This is a genomic window from Cupriavidus sp. MEYA8, assembly GCF_059278825.1.
Map to the genome: position 1 here is coordinate 286678 of NZ_CM181222.1, position 20568 is coordinate 307245.

Consider the following 20568-nt stretch of genomic DNA (forward strand, 5'->3'; position numbering starts at 1 on the left):
CGCCGGCTCAGCCTGCCGCCTGGCGCGCCAGTGCCGCCGCGCGGATGCCGGACAGGGTCATGCCGGGGGCGATGCCGTCGGGGTCGTAACGCAGCTCCAGCAGCGCCGGCATGCTGTGCGTACTGGCAAAGTCGAGCGCGCGATCCAGCGCGGGGCCGAATTCGGCGTCGCTCGACACCACCTCACCGTAGCCGCGGTAGGCGCGCGCCAGTTCGGCGAACTCCGGGTTCTCGAAGCCCAGCGCGATGGTCCGGCCGGGGAATTCGCGTTCCTGGTGGGCGCGGATCGTGCCCCAGATGCCGTTGTTGAACACCAGCACCACGATGCCGAGGCGGTACTGCATGGCCACGCCCAGCTCCTGCAGGTTCATCTGGAAGCAGCCGTCGCCCGCATAGCAGACCACGGTGCGTTCCGGATGCTCCAGCTTGGCCGAGATCGCCGCCGGCAGGCCATAGCCCATCGAGCCGACAGTCGGCGCCAGGCTGGTGCCGACGCCCTTGTAGCGGTAATAGGTGTGCGGAAAGACCGCGTAGTTGCCGGCGCCGACGGTAATGCAGGCATCCTCGGGCAGGCGCTCGCGCACAAGACAGGCGGCCTGGTTCAGATTCAGCGGACCTGGCGCGGGCAGCGCCTTCTGGCTGTCGAGGTAGTCGCGCCGCGCGCGCTCCACCAATGCCGCGCGGTTGTGTTCGCGCGCCGGGCGCAGGCCGTCCACCGCGGCCGCGAACGAGACGACGTCAGCAACGACAGGCACCTCCGCGCGGAACACGCGGCCCAGCTCCTCCGGATCGGGATACACATGCACCAGCCGCTGGCGCGGCAGCGGGCTTTCCACCACGGTATAGCCCTCGGTGGTGGCCTCGCCCATGCGGGTGCCGACGGCGATCAGCAGGTCCGACCCGCGGATGCGCGCGCGCAGTGCCTCGCCCATGCCCCAGCCGACATGGCCGGCATAGTTGGGATGGTGGTTGTCGAAGCACTCCAGCCGGCGCCACGCCAGCCCCACCGGCAGGCCGAAGCGTTCGGCAAAGCCTTCCATCTGCCGCATCGCCTCGGGGGTCCAGCCGGAGCCGCCGATCATCAGGAAGGGGCGCTCGGCCTGTTCCAGCATCGCGGCCAGCGACGCCAGCGCGTGCGGCGCCGGAGCCGAGTGGCTGCGCACGTAGCGCGGCATGTCGGCCACGGTGGCCTTGCCCCACAGCGTGTCCTCCGGCAGCGCCAGCACCACCGGGCCGGGCCGGCCGCTGGTCGCTACCGCGAAGGCACGTGCGATGAACTCGGGAATGCGGTCGGTGCGGTCGATCTGCGCGACCCACTTGGACATCTGGCCGAACATGCGGCGGTAGTCGATTTCCTGGAAGGCTTCGCGCTCGTAGAAGTCGTTGCCCACCTGCCCCACGAACAGGATCATCGGCGTGGAGTCCTGGAACGCGGTATGCACGGCGATGCTCGCATTGGTGGCGCCGGGGCCGCGCGTGACGAAGCAAACGCCGGGCTCTCCCGTCAGCTTGCCGTGGGCTTCGGCCATGTAACCGGCACCGCTTTCCTGGCGGCAGACGATCGGCGTGATCGCGTCCTGGTGGTCGTACAGCGCATCGATGCACGGCAGGTAGCTTTCGCCCGGCACCAGGAACACGCGCCGCACGCCCTGGATGCGCAACTGCTCGACAAGGATCTGCCCGCCATTGCGCTCGCGCAGGGTGGGGTTGGCTTGGCTCATTGGCAACCTCCTCCGCCCGCGGCGCCGGCCGCCGGCTTGATCTCGATTTCCACGAACACGCATTCGCCTTCGTGGGCATTGATGACGTTGTGCTCGACCCCGGCTGGGCGGTAATAGGCCTGGCCGGCAACGAGCTGGCTGGTGGCCTCGCCAGCCGGCGTCTGCAGGCGCAGCGCCCCGGTGGTCATCGGCACCACCACGTAGTCGTAGCCATGGCGATGCTGCCCGGTCTCGGCGCCGGGCGCGAAGCGCCACTCCGTCACGATCACGCGTTCGTTGTCGACCTGCACGGTGCCGACGGCCTTGGGCCGGTCTTGCGGCGCGCTCACCGGTCCACCCCGCCCATGCACAGGTACTTAGTCTCCAGGTATTCGTCGAGGCCGTACTTCGAGCCCTCGCGGCCCAGGCCCGACTGCTTGACGCCGCCGAACGGCGCCACCTCGTTGGAGATCAGGCCGGTGTTGATGCCGACCATGCCGTACTCCAGCGCCTCGGCCACGCGCCAGACGCGGCCGATATCGCGGCTGAAGAAATAGGAGGCCAGGCCGAATTCGGTATCGTTGGCCATCGCGATCGCTTCCTCGTCGGTGGAGAAGCGGAACAGCGGCGCCAGCGGGCCAAAAGTTTCCTCCTTGGCCACGCGCATGGCGGGGGTCACGTCAGCCAGTACCGTCGGCTCGAAGAAGGTGCCACCCAGCGCATGGCGCTTGCCGCCGGTGAGCAGCCGCGCGCCCTTGCCGAGCGCGTCGGCGATATGCGACTCGACCTTGGCCACCGCGTCCTCGTTGATCAGCGGGCCTTGCAGCACGCCTGGCTCGACGCCATAGCCGACCTTCAGCTTTGCCACCGCGGCCACCAGCTTTTCGGCAAAGGCGTCATAGACCTTGTCGTGGACATAGAGTCGGTTGGCGCAGACGCAGGTCTGGCCGGCGTTTCGGTACTTGGAGGCGATGGCCCCCTCCACCGCCGCATCGAGATCGGCATCGTCGAACACGATGAACGGTGCGTTGCCGCCGAGTTCCAGCGAGAGCTTCTTGATGGTGTCGGCGGATTGCCGCATCAGGATGCGGCCGACCTCGGTCGAGCCGGTGAAGCTGAGCTTTCGCACCACGGGGTTGGCGGTAAGTTCGCCGCCGATGGCAATGGCGTCGCCGGTGATCACGCTGAACAGGCCCGCCGGCACCCCGGCACGCTCGGCCAGCACAGCCAGCGCCAGCGCCGACAGCGGCGTGTCTTCAGCCGGCTTGAGCACCATGGCGCAGCCCGCCGCCAGCGCCGGGCCGGCCTTGCGGGTGATCATCGCGAGCGGGAAATTCCACGGCGTAATCGCCGCGCACACGCCGACAGGCTCCTTGACCACGACCAGTCGCTTGTCGTTGGCGGGCGTGGCCAGCACGTCGCCGCTGACGCGCTTGGCTTCCTCGGCGAACCATTCGAGGAAGGAAGCGGCATAAATAACTTCGCCCTTCGCTTCGGCCAGCGGCTTGCCTTGCTCGGTGGTCATCAGCAACGCGAGGTCGTCGGCATTGGCCAGCATCAGTTCGTACCAGGCGCGCAGCACCGCGGCGCGCTCGCGCGCGGTCTTGCGGCGCCAGCCGGCCTGCGCGGCCTGCGCGGCGTCGATGGCGCGGCGCGTTTCGGCCGCGCCCATGCTGGGCACGGTGCCGATCAGGGCGCCGCTGGCGGGATCGGTAACGGCAAACGTAGCGCCGCTGTCGGCGTCCTGCCAGTTTCCGGCAATATAGGCCTGCGCGCGCAGCAGGCCGGAGTCCTTGAGTTGCATGGCTAGTCTCTTCGGTATCGATGGATGCGGACAGGTCAGCGGGTCAGTGCCTCGGCCAGGATGTCCAGGCCTTCGTTCATCACCGCGTCCTGGATCGTCAGCGGGAACAGGAAGCGGATGACGTTGCCGTACACGCCGCACGACAGCAGCAGCAGGCCCTTCTCCAGCGCGCGGTTCTGCACCGTGCGCGTAAAGTCGGGATCGGGGCTACCGTCGGCCTGGCGGAATTCCACCGCCACCATTGCGCCCACACCGCGCACTTCGGCGATCTGCGGCACACGCGGACGCAGGCTTTCCAGGCGCGCCATCAAGCGCTGGCCCAGTTCGGCGCCGCGTTCGATCAGCTTTTCGCTTTCGAGAACGTCCAGTACTGCCAGCGCAGAAGCCACCGCCAGCGGGTTGCCGGCATACGTGCCGCCCAGCCCGCCGGGCGCAGGCGCGTCCATCACCTCGGCGCGGCCGCACACCGCCGACAGCGGCATGCCGCCGGCCAGGCTCTTGGCCATGGTGGTCAGGTCCGGCGCCACGTCGTAGTGCTCCATCGCGAACAGCTTGCCGGTGCGGCCGAAGCCGGTCTGCACTTCATCGGCGACGAGCAGGATGCCGTGCTCGTCGCAGACCGCGCGCAGCGCCTGCACGAAGTCGGTCGGCGCGACGTTGAAGCCGCCCTCGCCCTGCACGGGTTCGAAGATGATGGCCGCCACGCGCTTGGGATCGATGTCCGCCTTGAACAGGTGCTGCAGCGCCTTGAGCGAGTCGTCGGTGGTGACGCCGTGCAGCGCGCACGGATACGGCGCGTGGTAGACCTCGCCCGGGAACGGCCCGAAGCCGATCTTGTACGGCGCGACCTTGCCGGTCAGCGCCATGCCCATCATGGTGCGGCCGTGGAAGCCGCCGGAGAACGCGATCACGCCGGGCCGGCCGGTGGCGGCGCGGGCGATCTTGATGGCGTTCTCCACCGCCTCGGCGCCGGTGGTGAAGAAGGCGGTCTTCTTGGCCGAGCGGCCCGGCGCACGGCGATTGATCTTCTCGGCCAGCTCGATATAGCTGGCGTAGGGCACGATCTGGTAGGCGGTATGAGTGAAGCGCCCCAGCTGCTGCTCGACGGCTTCGACCAGGCGCGGATGGCGGTGGCCCGTGTTGAGCACGGCGATACCTGCGGCGAAGTCGATATAGCGCTTGCCCTCGACATCCCAGATCTCCGAATTCAGCGCGCGCTCGGCGTAGAAATTGCACATCACGCCCACGCCGCGCGGGGTGGCGGCGTCCTTGCGGCGAACCAGTTCGGCGTTCTTCATCACTTCTCTCCAGTTATTCTTGCGGTTGCGACGTGGTTGGTGCCCGCGCCGCTCAGGCGGCGGCGCGGATTAGTGTCGGGTCCCATGCCTTGCCGGGAATCGCGCCGATCAGGCGCTGGGTATAGGCGTGCTGCGGGGCGTCGAAGATCTGCCCCGGCGGGCCGGACTCGACCACGCGGCCCTTGTGCATCACGATCACGTGGTGGCAGATCTGCGCGGCCACGCGCAGGTCATGGGTAATGAAGATCAGGCCGATGTTCAGGCGCTTCTGCAGGTCGGCCAGCAGCTCCAGCACCTGCGCCTGCACCGAGACATCGAGCGCGGAGACCGATTCGTCGGCCACCAGCAGCTTGGGTTCCAGCGCCAGTGCCCGCGCGATGCCGATGCGCTGGCGCTGGCCGCCGGAGAACTGGTTGGGATAGCGGTCGAACGCGGAGGCCTCCAGCCCCACCAACTGCAGCAGTTCGCGCGCGCGCGCCTGCGCGGCGGCCAGCGGCACGCCGTTGGCGACCGGACCATCGGTGATGATGCGACCGACGGTATGACGCGGATTGAGCGAGGCAAACGGATCCTGGAAAATCATCTGCACGTCGCGGCGCAGCGGACGGAACTGGCGCTCGGAAAGGCGGGCGATGTCCTGCCCATCGAACATCAGCGCGCCGCCATCGATATCCGTCAGGCGCAGCAGGCATTTGCCGATGGTCGACTTGCCCGAGCCCGACTCGCCGACGATTCCCAGCGTCTCGCCGCGGCGTACCGTGAAGCTGACGCCATCCACCGCATGCACCACGCGCTTCCTGGTGAAGAGTCCGCCGCCGGTCACGTAGGTCTTGCGCAGGTCACGCACTTCCAGCACGGTCTCGCTCTCATTGCGCCCGCGCTCGCCGGCACGGCCATGCGGCACCGCGCCGATCAGGCGCTTGGTATAGGCATGTTGCGGGCGGTTCAACACCTGGTCCGCGCTGCCCATCTCCACCAGCACGCCCTTCTCCATCACCGCCACGCGATCCGCGATCTCGGCGACCACGCCGAAGTCATGGGTGACGAACATCACGCCCATGCCCTTCTCCGCCTGGATGCGGCGGATCAGGTCCAGGATCTGCGCCTGCGTTGTGACATCGAGCGCGGTGGTCGGCTCGTCGGCGATCAGCAGTGCCGGTTCGAGCGCGAGCGCCATGGCGATCACCACACGCTGGCGCTGGCCGCCAGACAGGCGGAACGGATAGGCATGCATCAGCGTGGCCGGATCGGGCAGGCCGACGAACTCCAGCAGTTCGAGCACGCGGCGCGCACGCGCCTCGCCCGGGTAGGCGTTGTGCACGCGCATGACCTCGCCGATCTGGTCGCCCACGGTCATCACGGGGTTCAGCGCAGACAGCGGCTCCTGGAACACCATGGCCATGTCCTTGCCACGCATGCCGAGCAGCGTGGCTTCGTCCTGAGTCAGCAGGTCGCGGCCCTTGAACAGGATCCGGCCCTGCTCCGGCTTCAGGTAAGCAGGTAGCAGGCCCATGATGGCGTTGGCGCTCATCGACTTGCCGGAGCCCGATTCGCCGACGATGCAGAGGATCTCGCCGGCATGCAGGTCATAGGAGATATCGCGCACCGCGTAGGGCCGGTCGCCGCCCGCGGGCAGCGCGATCGAAAGATCGCGGATCGACAGCAGGGGCGCTTGGTCGCTGGTCTTCATCACTTTGTCCTTTGCTAGTCCAGGCGGGCGCTCACTCGCCGCGGCGGCGCAGCTGCGGGTTCATGGCGTCGTTCAGGCCCTCGCCGATCAGGTTGATCGACAGCACCGTCAGCAGGATCGCCACGCCGGGCCACACGCTCATCCACCACGCTTCGCGGATCATGGTGCGGGCCGCGCCGATCATGAAGCCCCAGCTCATCATGTTGCGGTCGCCCAGGCCCAGGAAGGCCAGCGCCGATTCGGTCAGGATCGCGGTGGCAACCATGAACGAGGCCGACACGATGATCGGCGACATGGCATTGGGCAGGATCTGCGTGGCGATGATGCGCACCGGCTTCTGCCCGATCACCACCGCGGCCTGCACGAACTCGCGCTGCTTGAGCGACAGGAACTCGCCGCGCACCAGGCGCGCCACCGGCGGCCACGACACCACCGAGATGGCGGCAACGATGGAATAGATCGACGGATTGAAGATGGCGACGATCACGACAGCCATCGCCAGCTGCGGAATGGTCTGGAAGAACTCGGTGATGCGCATCAGCGCATCGTCGACACGGCCGCCGCAATAGCCCGCGACCGCGCCCACGGCGATGCCGACGGCGAGCGCCACCGCGGTGGAGATCACGCCGACCAGCAGCGAGACCCGCGCGCCGTACAGCATGCCGGCGGTGATGTCGCGGCCCAGCATGTCGGTGCCGAACGGAAGCGCCGGGTCGGTGAACGGCTGCACCAGCGGCTCGGCCACCATCAGCCACGGCGACTCTTCGTAGAACACGGGCGCGAGCAGTGCCAGCGCCAGCACTGACAGCAGCACCAGCAGGCCGATCACCGCGCCATAGTTGCGGCAATAACGTTGCAGGAAGGCTTTCATGCGGTGGCTCCCTTGCCGCCCGCGGCGATGCGCGGGTCGATAAAGCGGTAGATCACGTCGGTCACCAGGTTGAAGAACACCACCATCGCCGAGGTCACGAAGAAAATGCCGAGCAGCAGCTGGTAGTCGCGCTGCAGCAGCGCATCGAACATCAGCCGGCCGATGCCCGGCCACGAGAACACGGTTTCGGTCAGCACCGCGCCGCCGGCCATCTGGCCCAGCTGGATGCCTGCAAACGTGATCACCGGCAGCAGCGCGTTGCGCAGCACATGCACGCGGATCACGCGGCCGGCCGGGACGCCCTTGGCGCGCGCGGTCTTCACATAGTCCATGCCCATCACCTCCAGCATGGAAGCGCGCGTCAGGCGCACGTACACGGCCATGAAAAAGCAGCCCAGCGACACCGTCGGCAGGATCATGTGCAGCGCCACGTCCTTGACGCGGGCCAGGCCGGTGTAGCCGGCGCCGATGGTCTCCATGCCGAAAGCCGGCAGCCAGCCCAGCACCACCGAGAACAGGATGATGGCCATCAGCGACAGCCAGAACAGCGGCGTCGCGTACAGCAGCAGCGCGCCTGACATCACCGCGCTGTCGATCCAGCGGCGGCGGTTTTCGTAGCGGGTGCGCGCCGCGATCACGCCGAGCAGCACGCCCAGCACGATGGAAAAGAGAAACGCCCCGCTCATCAGCAGGAAGGTCGCGGGCAGTCGGTCGAGGATCAGGTCCAGCACCGGCAGGTGGTTGCGGTAGGAGTAGCCCAGGTCGAGCTGCGCCACGCCCTTCAGATAGATGCCGAGCTGGGTCAGCACGGGCTTGTCCAGCCCGAACTGCTCGCGCAGCTGGTTGACGAAGGCGGCGTCGCCGGCGCCGGCTTCGCCCGCCATCACGGTGGCCGGGTCGCCCGGCGCCATCCGGATCAGGAAGAAGTTGATGACGACCACGCCAAGGACGACCACGACGGCCTTTCCGAGACGGGCGCCAAGAAAGGATAGAAAGTTCACGGCTTGCTCCACGCTGGCGGCCGGGCTGACCACCGCGGCACTGGGATGCAGCTGGCCCTCGCCGTTCCCATGCGGGGCGCGGCGATGGCAACGGATTTCAGGCTTCAGGTCTGGCTGCCCGCGCCGCCTCAGGCGCGGGCAGTGGCTCCGGTCTCGCTCAGTTCTTCTCGATCGAGACGTTGTCGAAGGACTCGTTCAGGCCGATGGCGGTGGTCACGAGGTTCTTGACGTGCTTGCGGTACAGCGTGGGGAACTCCACCTCGAACAGGTTGGCGTTGGCCACGTCGGTCACCAGGATCTTCTGCAGCTCGCTGTACAGCTTCTGGCGCTCCGCGATGTCCATGGTCGAGCCGGCCTTGGCCCACAATTCGTCAGCCTTCGGATTGCTGTAGCCCTGCACGTTGGCGAACGGCGTGCCCTTGACAATATTGCGCGTCACGTAGAGCCGCTCCACGCCCAGCGCGGGGTCGCCGTACTGGTAGGTGTAGGTGGTGGTCAGGTCGAACTCCCAGTTGCTGACGCGCGCCGACCAGGTGCCGGCATCGGCCGACTCGATGCTGACCTTGAAGCCGAGCTGCTCGAGCATCTGCTTGACGTACTCGTCCAGGCGGTCCCAGTTGGCGCCATACGAGGTCGACAGGATCTTGACCGGGTACTTGCCCACGTCCACGCCCGATGCCTTGACCAGCTCGCGCGCCTTCTTCAGGTTGAAGTCGTACTCGGGCATGTTCTTGTCGAAGAACAGCGTGGTCGACGAGAACGGGCTGACCGCCGGCTTGCCCATGCCGAAGAAGATGTTGTTGACGATCATCTTGCGGTTGAGCACGTGCATCACCGCCTGGCGCACCTTCACGTTGTCGAACGGCGGCTTGCGCTCGTTGAGCAGCATGCTGGCCATCGGCGAGAACATTTCCCAGCCCTTGGTGGTGTACTCCACGTTGGGCAGTGCGCGCAGGCGCTTGACGTCGACGTTGTCGATATCGCCGCCGCGCAGCACCTGCACGTCGCCCTTCTCGAAGGCCACGGCGCGCGAGGCGGAATCCGGGATCACGTAGAACACCAGCTCATCCAGGTAAGGCTTGCCCGGCTTCCAGTAGTTGGGGTTCTTCGCCAGCTTGATATAGGCGCCTTTCTTCCACTCCTTGAACATGAAGGGGCCGGTGCCGACCGGCTTCTGGTTGGCCGGGTTGTTGCGGTAGTCGGTGCCGTCGTAGATGTGCCTGGGCATCATCGGCATGGTGCCGGTCTCGAACATCGAGATAAACGGCGGGAACGGCTCCTTGAGCTTGATCTCGACGGTGCTGTCGTTCACCGCGCGGATCGAGGCCATGTACTTGTTGATGACCGCGCGCGTGCGCACGTGCACGTCGCGCAGCATCTTGTCGATCGAGAACACCACGTCGGCCGAGGTGAAGGGCTTGCCGTCATGCCACTTCACGCCCTTCTGCAGCTCGAAGGTGTAGGTCAGGCCGTCCGGCGAGATGGTCCACGACTTCGCCAGTTCCGGCTGCGGCTTCAGGTCGGGGCTGTAGGTCAGCAGGCCCTGGTAGATCTTGCCGGCGACGTACTGGGTCGGCGCCTGCGAGTTCATCGCGCTCACCAGGATCGGCGGCTCGGGCTGGACGATACCGGACAGCGTGCCGCCCTTGGTCTGGGCGATGGCATGGCCCGCAGGCAATGCCAGCGGCAGCAGCGAGAGGCCGGCGGCGGCAAAGGCCATCGACAGCACGCTCTTGGTCAGTCGCATCGTGAATCGGTTCATCGGGCAGTTCCTCAGTTTGGCTCGTTTTTGGTGATGGCTTCGGGATGGCAGCGCCGGTTGTGCTTGCGCGCGGCTTCTTCAGGCCGCGTCGCCGGCCGGTTCCACGCCGCACCAGTCCACCAGGAACTGGGCCAGCGTCGTGGTCACTCGCACCATGCTTTCCAGCGACACCGATTCGTCGATGCCGTGGATATTGCGGGCCTCGGGCCCGTAGCAGGTCACCGGCGTTTCCAGGCCGATGCGGAAATGCCGGGCATCGGTGGTCGCCGTGGTCGCCTCGCGGCGGATCGGCGTGCCGTTGACCTTGCGGTGCGCTTCGCCCAGCGCCTGCATGCTGGGCACGTCGAGATCGAATTCGCAGCCGGGGGCGTGGAAGCCTTCATAGCGGATGCGCAGCTCGAGATTGCTGGCCAGGCGTTCCACCGTGGCGCGGATGCGCGCTGCCACCGTGGCCTTGGCCTCGTCGATATTCATATTCGGGAAGAAGCCGATGCGCACGCCCAGCGTGCAGGTGCACGGCACCGAAGAGTTCCACTCGCCGCCCTGGATCTGGCCGAGATTGAAGTTGATCGGGTGGGCGTGGTCGCGATATGCGGCCGGCCGGTGTTCCGGGCGGTTCCATTCCGCCTCCAGCTGGCGCAGGTCTTCCATCACCGCGATGCCGGCCTCGACCGGGTTCACGCCACTGGTCATATAGGCCGCGTGCGCCGGCTTGCCGGTCAGCTCGATGAACATCCAGAACACGCCGACCTGCGCGCTCATCAGGCTTTCGCCCAGCGGCTCGGGAATGATCACGGTGTCGAAGGACGCCAGCTTGCCGGCACCGACCGCGCTGCGCAGCGCCGCTACCGTGGCCAGCGCGCCGTTGCCGGTGTTCTCTTCTTCCAGCACGGCATTGAAGCCGACCGCGCCGGCCGGCTGCAGGCCCAGCCTGGCAAGCGCCTTGAACGCGGCCAGCGCGCACACGATGCCGCCCTTCATGTCGCCGGCGCCGCGGCCGTAGAGCCAGCCGTCCTTCACCACCGGCGCGAACGGCGACTGGCTCCACATCGATTCCGGACCGGTCGGCACCACGTCGAGATGGCCGTTGAACAGCACCGAGCGCCCACCCCTGCGGCTGGGCCGGTGCGTCGCCAGCAGGTTGTAGCGGCCGCCATCCGGGCAGCAAGCGGGCGAATACATCGGCAGGTGGCGGATGTCCTCGGTGCGCAGCGCGATGCGCTCGGAAGCCAGGCCCAGTTCGGCCAGCGCGCCTTCGATGAAGTCCGCCGCGGGCTGCTCTTCGCCAGACGGGCTTTTGGCCGCCACGAAGCCGGACAGCGTCTCGACCATATAGGGCAGGAGTTCGCGCACGGCCTGCGAGAGTTCAGCGGTGGTGGGTACCGCGGCCGGTACGGAGGCCGGACTGACCGTGAGGGAATCGGGACCTGACATGAAAACTCTCCTGGCGATGGGGACGCATGAAGGGGACGCAATGCCAACGCATCGGGCGCCACTGACAAAAACTTCGCGATGACGCCGACCACGGATGGAAAATTAAACGATCGTTGGTACCATAGGTAGGTCCATATTCACGATATTTGCTGGAGCCACTTTGAAGGAAACGATTCTGTCCGAGTTGTTGCTGCAGCGGCTGGAACGTCCGGCGGGGACGCAGGCGGAGCGCAACGGGACGCATATGAACCGCCAGCTGTATGAGCTGATTCGTCAGGAAATCCTTGCTGGCTCTATCTCCGCGGGCAGCAAGCTGCCCGCGTCGCGGCTGCTGGCGGCTGAGATTGGGGTTTCCCGCAATACCGTTTTGTACGCGTATGAGCAGTTGCTGGCGGAAGGCTATGTCACCGCATCGACCGGACGTGGCACCTTTGTCTCGCAGACTTTTCCCGACCATAGTGCATTGCACAAGGCCGGTGCCGGGATTGGCACCACGACTGTGCCTGCAGTGCAGCAAAACTCGAACCGCTTCGATCTGTCGCGGCGCGGGATGCATCTCGTGTCCAATGCCGGTGCGTCGGACCGGCAATGGGGCGCATTCATGGCGGGCGTGCCCGATGTTTCGCTGTTTCCGCATGCGACCTGGGCCCGGCTGCTGAACAAGCACTGGCGCAATCCGCGTCCGGAATTGCTGACTTACGCCCACCACGGCGGCTATATGCCGCTGCGGCGCGTGCTGGCCGAGCACCTGCGGCTGGCGCGCGCGGTGCGCTGCGAGCCCGAGCAGATCATCCTGACCACCGGCATCCACCAGGCCATCGACCTGATCGCGCGCCTGCTGGCGGATCCGGGCGACAAGGCGTGGATGGAGGACCCGGGCTACTGGGGCACGCGCAGCCTGCTGACCAACGCGGGCGTCGACGTGATTCCCGTGCCGGTGGATGACGAGGGCATCGCGCCCGACGCCGCCACGCTGCAGGATCCGCCGCGCTTTATCTTTGCGACGCCCTCGCACCAGTACCCGCTCGGCACCGTGATGAGCCTGACCCGGCGGCGCATGCTGCTGGAATACGCGCGGCAGCGCGGCGCGTGGATCGTCGAAGACGACTATGACAGCGAGTTCCGCTTCGAGGGGCGGCCGCTGGCTTCGCTGCAGGGCCTGGACGAGCACGACCGGGTGATCTACATGGGCACCTTCTCCAAGACACTCTTTCCCGGGCTGCGCATGGGCTTCATGGTGCTGCCCAAGCCGCTGGCGCCGCACTTCGCCACCGGCCTGTCGGAACTGTTCCGCGAGGGGCAGCTGATGCAGCAGGCGGTGCTCGCCGACTTTATCGAGGAAGGCCATTACGCCACGCACCTGCGCCGCATGCGCCAGCGCTATGCGCAGCGCCAGGGCCTGCTGCGCGAGGCCATCGCCAAGCGCTTCGGCCAGGACTGGCCTACTTCCACGCACGAGGCCGGGCTGCACCTGGTGATGCACCTGCCGCCGGGCGCCGACGATCTCGGCATCAGCATGGCGGCGCGCACGCAGGGCCTGTCGGCACGTCCGCTGTCGCGCTACTACAGCGACGAGCAGCGGGCACGGCAGGGGCTGCTGCTGGGCTACGCCTGCGTGCCGGAGGGTGACATCGGCCCCGCCTTCCACAAGCTTGCCGAAGTCATCGAGCCTGCCCTGGAGCACCTGGCCCGCACGCGCCAGCCGCCGCGCGAGTTCAGCGCGCGCATCAACAACGAAGCATGGAGCGGTGCATAAGATAAGCACGTGAAGCCGGGGCGCGAGGCGTGGTGCCACCGTGCCGGCGCCGATTGGCTCTTATCATCGTGCGCGGCCTTGCCCTAGCATTCTCCGCTGCCCCTGAGCCCTCTTCCCCGCTCTCGCAACTCTACCGACTCCCTTAACCGGAAAGACCCCGATGGCACCCGTGCAAGACCCCTCCGCCCTGCTGGCCGAACTGGCCGGCGTCCTCGATCCCGCCGGCCTCCAAATTGGCGATGCCATCGAAACCCGCTTCCGCAAGGACTGGTACGCGCCGCTGGACCCGCAGCCGCCGCTCGCGGTGGCGCGGCCGCGCAGCACGGCCGAGGTGTCGGCGGTGCTGGCCATCTGCAACCGCCACCGGCAGCCGGTGGTGCCGCAAGGTGGGCTGACCGGCCTGGCGGGCGCCGCCACGCCTGCCGGCGGCGAACTGGTGCTGTCGCTCGAGCGCATGCGCGGCGTGGAAGAGATCGATGCGCAGGCCGGCACCATGACCGTGCTGGCCGGCACCACGCTGCAGGCCGCGCAGGATGCCGCGCGCGCGGCGGACTGGCTCTTTCCGGTGGACCTGGGCGCGCGCGGCAGCTGCCAGATCGGCGGCAATATCGCCACCAATGCGGGCGGCAACCGCGTGATCCGCTACGGCATGATGCGCGAGCAGGTGCTCGGGCTGGAGGCGGTGCTGGCCGACGGCACCGTGGTCAGCTCGCTCAACAAGATGCAGAAGAACAACGCCGGCTACGACCTGCGCCAGCTATTTGTCGGCAGCGAAGGCACGCTTGGCGTGATTACGCGCGCCGTGCTGCGCCTGGCACCACTACCGAACTGCACGCAGACCGCCGTGTGCGCGCTGCGCAGCTACGAAGACGTGGTGGCGCTGCTGCGCCATGCGCAACGCCGCCTGTCCGGCCGCGTCTCGGCATTCGAGGCGATGTGGGCCGATTTCTATGAACTGGTGACGACACGCGTGCCCGGCGTGCGCGCGCCGCTGCCGGCAGGCTCGCCGTTCTATGTGCTCGTGGACCTGCAGGGCAACGATGCCGAACAGGATGGCGCGGCCTTCGAATCCATGCTGGAAACGGCGATGGAAGCCGGCCTGATCAGCGACGCCGCGGTGGCCTCCAGCGAGAAGGAGGCCGAGAGCTTCTGGAAGCTGCGCGACGCGGTCGCCGAGTTCCCGGTGATGTGGGCGCCCAATGCCGCCTACGACGTGAGCCTGCCGATCGGCCAGATCGGCCGCTTCGCCGAGAGCCTGCGCGGGGCTGTGCTGGCGCGCTGGCCGCACGCCGAACTGGTCAACTTCGGCCATGTGGGCGACAGCAACCTGCATGTCAGCGTTTATCTTCCCGGCGCGACGGCCGAGGACTTTCCCGAGCATGAGATCAGCGAGGTGCTCTACCCCACGGTGCGCGAGTTCGACGGCAGCATTTCCGCCGAGCATGGCATCGGCACGCACAAGAAGCCATTCCTCGGGCATTCGCGCACACCTGAGGCGCTCGGGTTGATGCGGCTGCTCAAGCGGTCGCTGGATCCGAACCTGATCCTGTGCCCGGGGCGGGTGATTGACGTGGGCTGACACCGAATCAGGCTTGCCACGCACCAGCGTTTCCTGCCGCCATGGCTAAGAGTTCCGGGGAGCTGGGCAGGCGAGACGCGTGGCGCCTTTTCGCTGAGCGAGGCGCCGACGCGAAGGTGAGAGGTTGTCCGACAGACAGATCACCCACGCTCGCCTAGAACACATTTAGGCATCAGGAGATGCCACCATTCATAGCCAGCGTTGTCCGGTGGTCTGCCAGTTGGCGACGATGGTCTCAGAGGACGAAAGCAACGAAGGCAAATTGGGGCCGCGACAGACCGCTCATATATTCATGGGGGCTAAATTGCCAACTTTCGTCCCGCCCAAGACGGCTCGGAGAAGGACAGCCCTTCTCACTTCGAGGCGTCACCGTAAGATGGCCGCCTCAGCGCACGCCTATGTCCGTGGCAGCACCGCACGCTTCTATGAATGGGTGAATGAAACCGCTGCCTCCAACCTGCCCGAGGGCCCTTCTGTCTGGATTTGCGGAGATTGCCACACCGGAAATCTCGGCCCAGTGGCCGCTGCTGACGGCAAAGTGGAGATCCAGATCCGCGATCTCGACCAGACTGTCATTGGCAATCCCATCCATGACGTGCTGAGACTGGCTTTGTCTCTCGCCACGGCGGCGCGCGGCTCCGATCTGCCGGGCATCACCATACTGCAGATGATGGAGGCGCTGGCCGAGGGCTATGAGAGTGCCTTCGGCCCTGGTGCGCAGCGCCAGGACATTAGCGAAATGCCCCCTTCGCTCAAGGTTACGGTAAGAAAAGCCTTGCACCGGACATCGCAGCAACTTGCCCGGGAGCGAATCCGGGATACCACTCCGGCAATACCGCTAGGCAGGCGATTCTGGCCCCTTGGCAGTGCGGAGCGCAAGGCACTGAAGGCGTTGTTTGAGCAAAGCAAGCTGGCCGCGCTGGCCACGTGCCTGAAAAGTCGTCTCAATGGATGCGACGTGTCTGTCCTGGACGCCGCCTACTGGGTGAAAGGCTGCAGTTCCCTTGGACGGCTGCGATATGCCGTATTGCTGGACGTCGACGGTGAGATGCTTGATGGGGACGATCTGTGCCTTATAGATATAAAGGAAGGCGTTTCAGCCGCCGCGCCTCGGGTCAGAAATGCAGAGATGCCTCGCGACAACGCTGAACGTGTTGTTGCCGGCGCCGTTCATCTTTCGCCATTCCTTGGTACACGCATGTGCCCGGCACGGCTCCTGGAACGTTCGGTCGTTGTACGGGAGCTATTGCCTCAGGACCTGAAGCTCGACATGGAGCAGCTCGCACGCCGGGAGGCCATGGAAATCTCGCGTTATCTGGGCGCGGTCGTTGGAAAGGCCCACGCACGCCAGCTAGGGGCAGACGACAGGCGTGCGTGGCGAAAAGCGATGCATTCCGCCCGGTCGCGATCCACGAATATTCCGAACTGGCTGTGGAAGAGTGTGATTGAGCTGCTGGCAATTCATCAGATCGCCTATCTGGAACATTGCCGCCGGCATGCGAAAAGTTGTCTGCGGTCTTGGCGTTGAGTTCCGCTACTGTTGCTGCGGATCGCTATTTCGGCTGGGTCGCTGCGATCCCGGCCAGGATCGAAGATTGAGGACGAGGGGAAAAATGAACGCTTGGCTGTTGGCCGTGAGTCTGATTTGCCTCGCTGCATGTGACCACCGGCCCGCTGATCCAGCGCGATCCAGCGCAACAGGCTCCGCAGCATCAGCGGCGGCAGCGTCAGCCGAGGCACGTTCCCCTGCTGTGCTTGACTGGAATAAGTTCAAAGCCAAGGCTGGATTTGAAAAGGCCACTCCCGAAGAGCAAGTTCTTATCTGGGAAACTTACCGAGACCAGTTCTTGCCAGCCATTGCGGCCGACCAAGGCGTGGCCGTCGCTGAAATGAAACGCCGGTTCGACACTCACGTGCCCCGCCCGACGCAGGCCGAAGCCGGCGGTGAAAGTTTCTCAGGTTCCCGCTGCGCGCAGGACTGCTCTGGGCATGAAGCCGGCTACTACTGGGCGGCGGACAACGATATCTCAGATCCCAACGACTGCACCGGCGACTCCCAAACCTTTGTTGAGGGCTGCCAGGAGTATGTGGAGGAGCGCCGGGAGTCCAGCAGCAAGTCCGGGAATTGAATGCGCGTCTGCCAGCATCTGCTGGCGCGGCTGGAACCCCTGCCGTCATTGGCATCGGCACGAACTAACCATGCACAAGCACGCTTCCTTTCGCCGGCGACGAGGTCTGCAATGCCACAGTCCGTCCCGCCAGACATGCCCCGGCACTATATTTAAGGACAGCAGCCAGGTCAGACCGCCAGCTTCCTCTCCGCCGCCCTTTCCCGCCTGACCACCCCCAGCGAGAACATCGACATCCCTGCCACCAGCGCCGGCACCCCGACCAGCACGAACAGCGCCGGCATCCCCAGCCCCATAGACAACATCGTCGCGCCGCCCACGGAACCCACCACGGAGCCAATGCGCCCGACCCCGTTGGCCCAGCTCACACCGGTCGCGCGGCAATCCGTCGGATAGAAACTGGCCGACAGCGCATTGGCACCCACCTGCGACCCGGAGATGCAGAACCCCGCCAGGAACACCGCAATGCCCGCGGCAACCGGCTCGGACGCAAAGCTGCCCACCGCCGCGATGCACACCGCTGCCAGCGAATAGCTGGAAGCGAGCACATAGTGCGGATTGATCCGGTCCATCAGCCAGCCCAGCGCGATCGCGCCCACGGTGCCGCCGACCTGGAACATGGTAGTGACCAGTGCCGCGGTGCGCAGCGAATGCCCGGTGCCGCGCAGCAGCGTCGGCAGCCAGCTCGACAGCAGGTAGATCACCAGCAGGCTCATGAAGAACGTCAGCCAGAACAGCAGCGTGCCGCGCAGCAGCTCGGGGCGGAACAGGTGCCGCACCGGCGAGGTGGTGGCGCGCTGCTCGCTGATTGCGAAGGTGGCGCTGCGCAGGTCTTCAAGCGGGGCGATCTTCTGCAGCGTGGCGACGATGCGCTCGCGCGACTTGCCGGTCATCACCAGGTAGCGCACCGATTCCGGCAGCATCCAGACCAGCGCCACCGCCAGCAGCAGCGGCAGCACGCCGCCGGCGACCAGCACCGAGCGCCAGCCGAAGGCGTCGATCAGCCCGGCCGAGGCCAGGCCGCCCAAGGCGGAGCCCAGCGTGAAGCCGCAGAACATGGTGGTGACCAGGAAGGAGCGGCGTTTGTCCGGGCAGAACTCGGAGGTCAGCGTGATCGCGTTGGGCATGGCGCCACCGAGGCCAAGCCCGGTCAGGAAACGCAGCAGCACCAGCGTCCACAGGTCTTGCGACCACGCCGAAGCCAGGCTGGCCGCGCCGAAGAACAGCACCGACAGCACCAGCACGCCCTTGCGGCCGAACCGATCGGCGAGCGGACCGAACAGGAAAGCGCCGGCCATCAGGCCGCCCAGCCCGGCGCCGAACAGCGGCGCGAGCTGTGCCGGCGTCAGCTGCCATTCCGCGCGGATGGCGGGCGCGATAAAGCCGATCGCGGCGGTATCGAAGCCGTCGACGGCAACGATTAGGAAGCACAGTACGACGATGGTCACCTGGAACGCCGACAGCGGCTGGCGGTCGATGAACGCGGTGACGTTGAGCGGTTGGCTGGCAGGCATGGTGTCTCCTCCTTGTTGCCAGATTCAGGGCGAGAGAGGGCCGGCGGCTTCGTCGGCGGCCAGCTCGCTATCAGGGTTTTCAGCGCGGAAAGAAGGCCGCGTTCAGTGCTTTACAGCCAGGGTGTGGGGCTCAGGCATTTGTCGGCGCGCCAGCCGTGCAGCCATTGCAGCGCGTCGTAGAACTGCGCCTGCGTACGGCCCGTCCACAGGCTGTTGCGCACCAGGCGGTCGACGCCCTTGGCGTGGTAGACGCGGCCCATGTCGCGCGCGGCATAGAGCACGCGCGCGGTGCGCGGGATGCGGGCCTGCTCGTATAACTTGAAGGCCCCGGCGTAATCGCCATCCGCGGCTTTCACCGCGGCGCCCAGCGTCACGGCATCTTCCAGCGCCTGGCAGGCGCCCTGCGCCACGTACTGCGTCATCGGATGCGCGGCATCGCCAAGGATGGTGGCGCGGCCGAAGCTCCAGCGCTCGACCGGGTCGCGGTCGGCGGTGGCCCAGCGCTTCCATGAAGTCGGGCGGTCCAGCATCTGGTGCGGCAGCGGGTGGATGCCCTCGAAGTACGACAGCACTTCTTCCTTGCTGCCGTCGCGCACGCCCCAGCTTTCCTGTTCGCGGCTGTGGAAGGTCACCACCAGGTTGTATTGCTGGCCGCCGCGCAGCGGGTAGTGCACCAGGTGGCAGTGCGGGCCGGCCCACACCACCGGGGCGTTGACCTGCAGGTCCTGCGGCATGTTGGCCACGTCGACCACCGCGCGGTAGACCACGTGCCCGGTCACGCGCGCCTCGTCGCCGATCAGTGCCTGGCGGATCGCGGACTTGACGCCGTCGCAGCCGATCACCGCGTCGCCGCGGTGGTGCTCGCCATGCTGGTCGATCACGGTGACGCCGTGATCGTCCTGCAGCAGTTGCTCGACCCGCGTGCTGGTGCGGAAGGTGATCAGCGGGTGGTCCTGCACCGCTTCCAGGATCGACAGGTGGATGTCGGCGCGATGGATGACCGCATACGGGTTGCCGAAGCGCTCGCGGTACGCCTGTCCGACATCGACCTGCGCGATGACGCTGGTGTCGATGGCGTCGCGCAGGCTGAGGTAGTCGGTAAAGACGGCGCGGCCGCGCGCGGCCTCGCCCACGCCCAGCGCGTCGAGCGCGGCGAAGGCGTTGGCGGCCAGCTGGATGCCGGCGCCGATCTCGCCGATCTGCTCGGCCTGCTCCAGCAGTTCGATGCGGATGCCCTGGCGTGCCAGCGCCAGCGCCGCGGCCAGGCCGCCGATGCCGCCGCCGATGATGAGGACCTTGCCGGTCGCGTTATTGGTCGCGTTGAGGGTGCTGCTCATGTCTGTCTCCTGGCCTGCGCCGCTGGCGTCAGGCGGTGCTTAGGCGGTGTAGTCGGGCTGGCGCGCGGGAGCGGCCTGGGCGAAAGCGGGATTGGCGCTGGCGTGTGCGTAGACGGCCATCGCGCGCTCGTAGCGGCCAAGGTCGCAGCCCATGCGCAGCGCGTTGGCCACCTGCGGCACCAGCGTGACGTCGGCCAGCGTGGGCGCATTGCCGAAGCACCACTTGCCATGGCCGTGGCGCGCAAGCAGCCGCTCGACGCCGGCCATGCCTTCGTCGATCCAGTGGCGGTACCAGGCGTCCTTCTGCCCGGGCGTGACCTTCAGCGTGTCCTGCAGGTAGCGCAGCACGCGCAGGTTGTTGACCGGGTGGATATCGCAGCCGATCAGCATCGACAGCTCCAGCACGCGTGCGCGTTGCCCAGGATCCTGAGGCAGCAGGCGCGGCTCGGGATGGCGCGCGTCCAGGTAGTCGATGATCGCGAACGACTGGCCCAACGTGAATTCGCCATCGACCAACGCGGGCACGGAAGCGGACGGGTTGATACCATCGACATACTCCGCCTCACAGTGCTGGCCGGCGCGGATATTGACGCCGAGGTAGTCGTACGGCAGGCCCTTGAGGGCCAGCGCGATGCGTACGCGATAGGACGTCGAGCTGTTGAAGAAACTGTAGAGCTGCATGATCGGATTGCCT

General features: G+C 66.6%; 16 protein-coding genes. 4 read left to right on the top strand and 12 right to left on the bottom strand.

What is annotated here, in order from left to right:
- Positions 1-7: 7 nt before the first annotated feature.
- The 9 genes from AC5WJ1_RS18420 to AC5WJ1_RS18460 form a co-directional block, all read right to left on the bottom strand.
- A complete protein-coding gene (locus AC5WJ1_RS18420; protein ID WP_135703790.1) occupies positions 8-1720 on the bottom strand; it encodes a thiamine pyrophosphate-binding protein in 1713 nt (570 codons plus the stop codon).
- A complete protein-coding gene (locus tag AC5WJ1_RS18425; RefSeq protein ID WP_135703789.1) occupies positions 1717-2049 on the bottom strand; it encodes a cupin domain-containing protein in 333 nt (110 codons plus the stop codon). Before AC5WJ1_RS18425 ends, AC5WJ1_RS18420 begins: the two co-directional genes overlap by 4 nt.
- Entirely contained in the window at positions 2046-3503 is a 1458-nt protein-coding gene (gabD, locus tag AC5WJ1_RS18430) for an NADP-dependent succinate-semialdehyde dehydrogenase (protein WP_494476860.1), read from the bottom strand. Before gabD ends, AC5WJ1_RS18425 begins: the two co-directional genes overlap by 4 nt.
- A gap of 35 nt (positions 3504-3538) precedes the next feature.
- A complete protein-coding gene (gabT, locus tag AC5WJ1_RS18435) occupies positions 3539-4801 on the bottom strand; it encodes a 4-aminobutyrate--2-oxoglutarate transaminase (RefSeq protein WP_494476861.1) in 1263 nt (420 codons plus the stop codon).
- A 52-nt stretch (positions 4802-4853) separates the two neighbouring features.
- On the bottom strand, positions 4854-6491 hold the full coding sequence (locus AC5WJ1_RS18440; protein ID WP_133095219.1) for an ABC transporter ATP-binding protein: 1638 nt from the start codon (positions 6489-6491) through the stop codon (positions 4854-4856).
- A gap of 31 nt (positions 6492-6522) precedes the next feature.
- On the bottom strand, positions 6523-7362 hold the full coding sequence (locus tag AC5WJ1_RS18445) for an ABC transporter permease (protein ID WP_116345782.1): 840 nt from the start codon (positions 7360-7362) through the stop codon (positions 6523-6525).
- Positions 7359-8363: an ABC transporter permease gene (locus tag AC5WJ1_RS18450; protein ID WP_135703785.1), complete on the bottom strand. Its 1005-nt coding sequence runs from the start codon at positions 8361-8363 to the stop codon at positions 7359-7361. Before AC5WJ1_RS18450 ends, AC5WJ1_RS18445 begins: the two co-directional genes overlap by 4 nt.
- A 157-nt stretch (positions 8364-8520) precedes the next feature.
- On the bottom strand, positions 8521-10125 hold the full coding sequence (locus AC5WJ1_RS18455) for an ABC transporter substrate-binding protein (RefSeq protein WP_434034169.1): 1605 nt from the start codon (positions 10123-10125) through the stop codon (positions 8521-8523).
- Positions 10126-10203: 78 nt separating this feature from the next.
- Positions 10204-11559: an ArgE/DapE family deacylase gene (locus AC5WJ1_RS18460; RefSeq protein WP_133095221.1), complete on the bottom strand. Its 1356-nt coding sequence runs from the start codon at positions 11557-11559 to the stop codon at positions 10204-10206.
- Positions 11560-11719: 160 nt separating this feature from the next.
- Here AC5WJ1_RS18460 and pdxR point away from each other — a divergent pair, with 160 nt between their 5' ends.
- The 4 genes from pdxR to AC5WJ1_RS18480 all read left to right on the top strand — a co-directional run bounded on the left by pdxR (position 11720) and on the right by AC5WJ1_RS18480 (position 17023).
- Positions 11720-13315, top strand: a complete 1596-nt coding sequence (pdxR, locus tag AC5WJ1_RS18465) for a MocR-like pyridoxine biosynthesis transcription factor PdxR (RefSeq protein ID WP_207951222.1) — start codon at positions 11720-11722, stop codon at positions 13313-13315.
- Between the two features lie 160 nt (positions 13316-13475).
- Positions 13476-14894, top strand: coding sequence for an FAD-binding oxidoreductase (locus AC5WJ1_RS18470; RefSeq protein WP_133095222.1), 1419 nt, complete (start codon positions 13476-13478; stop codon positions 14892-14894).
- Between the two features lie 292 nt (positions 14895-15186).
- Positions 15187-16422 (top strand): DUF2252 family protein, encoded by a 1236-nt coding sequence (locus tag AC5WJ1_RS18475; protein ID WP_494476992.1) that lies wholly within the window; start codon positions 15187-15189, stop codon positions 16420-16422.
- Between the two features lie 223 nt (positions 16423-16645).
- Positions 16646-17023: a hypothetical protein gene (locus AC5WJ1_RS18480; RefSeq protein WP_205751607.1), complete on the top strand. Its 378-nt coding sequence runs from the start codon at positions 16646-16648 to the stop codon at positions 17021-17023.
- Between the two features lie 170 nt (positions 17024-17193).
- Here the strand turns inward: AC5WJ1_RS18480 and AC5WJ1_RS18485 are convergent, their stop codons facing one another.
- The 3 genes from AC5WJ1_RS18485 to maiA all read right to left on the bottom strand — a co-directional run bounded on the left by AC5WJ1_RS18485 (position 17194) and on the right by maiA (position 20555).
- Entirely contained in the window at positions 17194-18537 is a 1344-nt protein-coding gene (locus AC5WJ1_RS18485; RefSeq protein WP_133095223.1) for an MFS transporter, read from the bottom strand.
- 110 nt (positions 18538-18647) lie between these two features.
- The gene (locus tag AC5WJ1_RS18490; protein ID WP_135703782.1) at positions 18648-19874 is read right to left on the bottom strand and encodes a 3-hydroxybenzoate 6-monooxygenase; all 1227 of its coding nucleotides are present in this window, start codon (positions 19872-19874) and stop codon (positions 18648-18650) included.
- 39 nt (positions 19875-19913) lie between these two features.
- Positions 19914-20555 carry a maleylacetoacetate isomerase gene (gene maiA, locus AC5WJ1_RS18495; RefSeq protein WP_494476862.1) on the bottom strand — a complete coding sequence of 214 codons (642 nt, stop codon included), beginning with the start codon at positions 20553-20555 and terminating at the stop codon, positions 19914-19916.
- Positions 20556-20568: the final 13 nt, after the last annotated feature.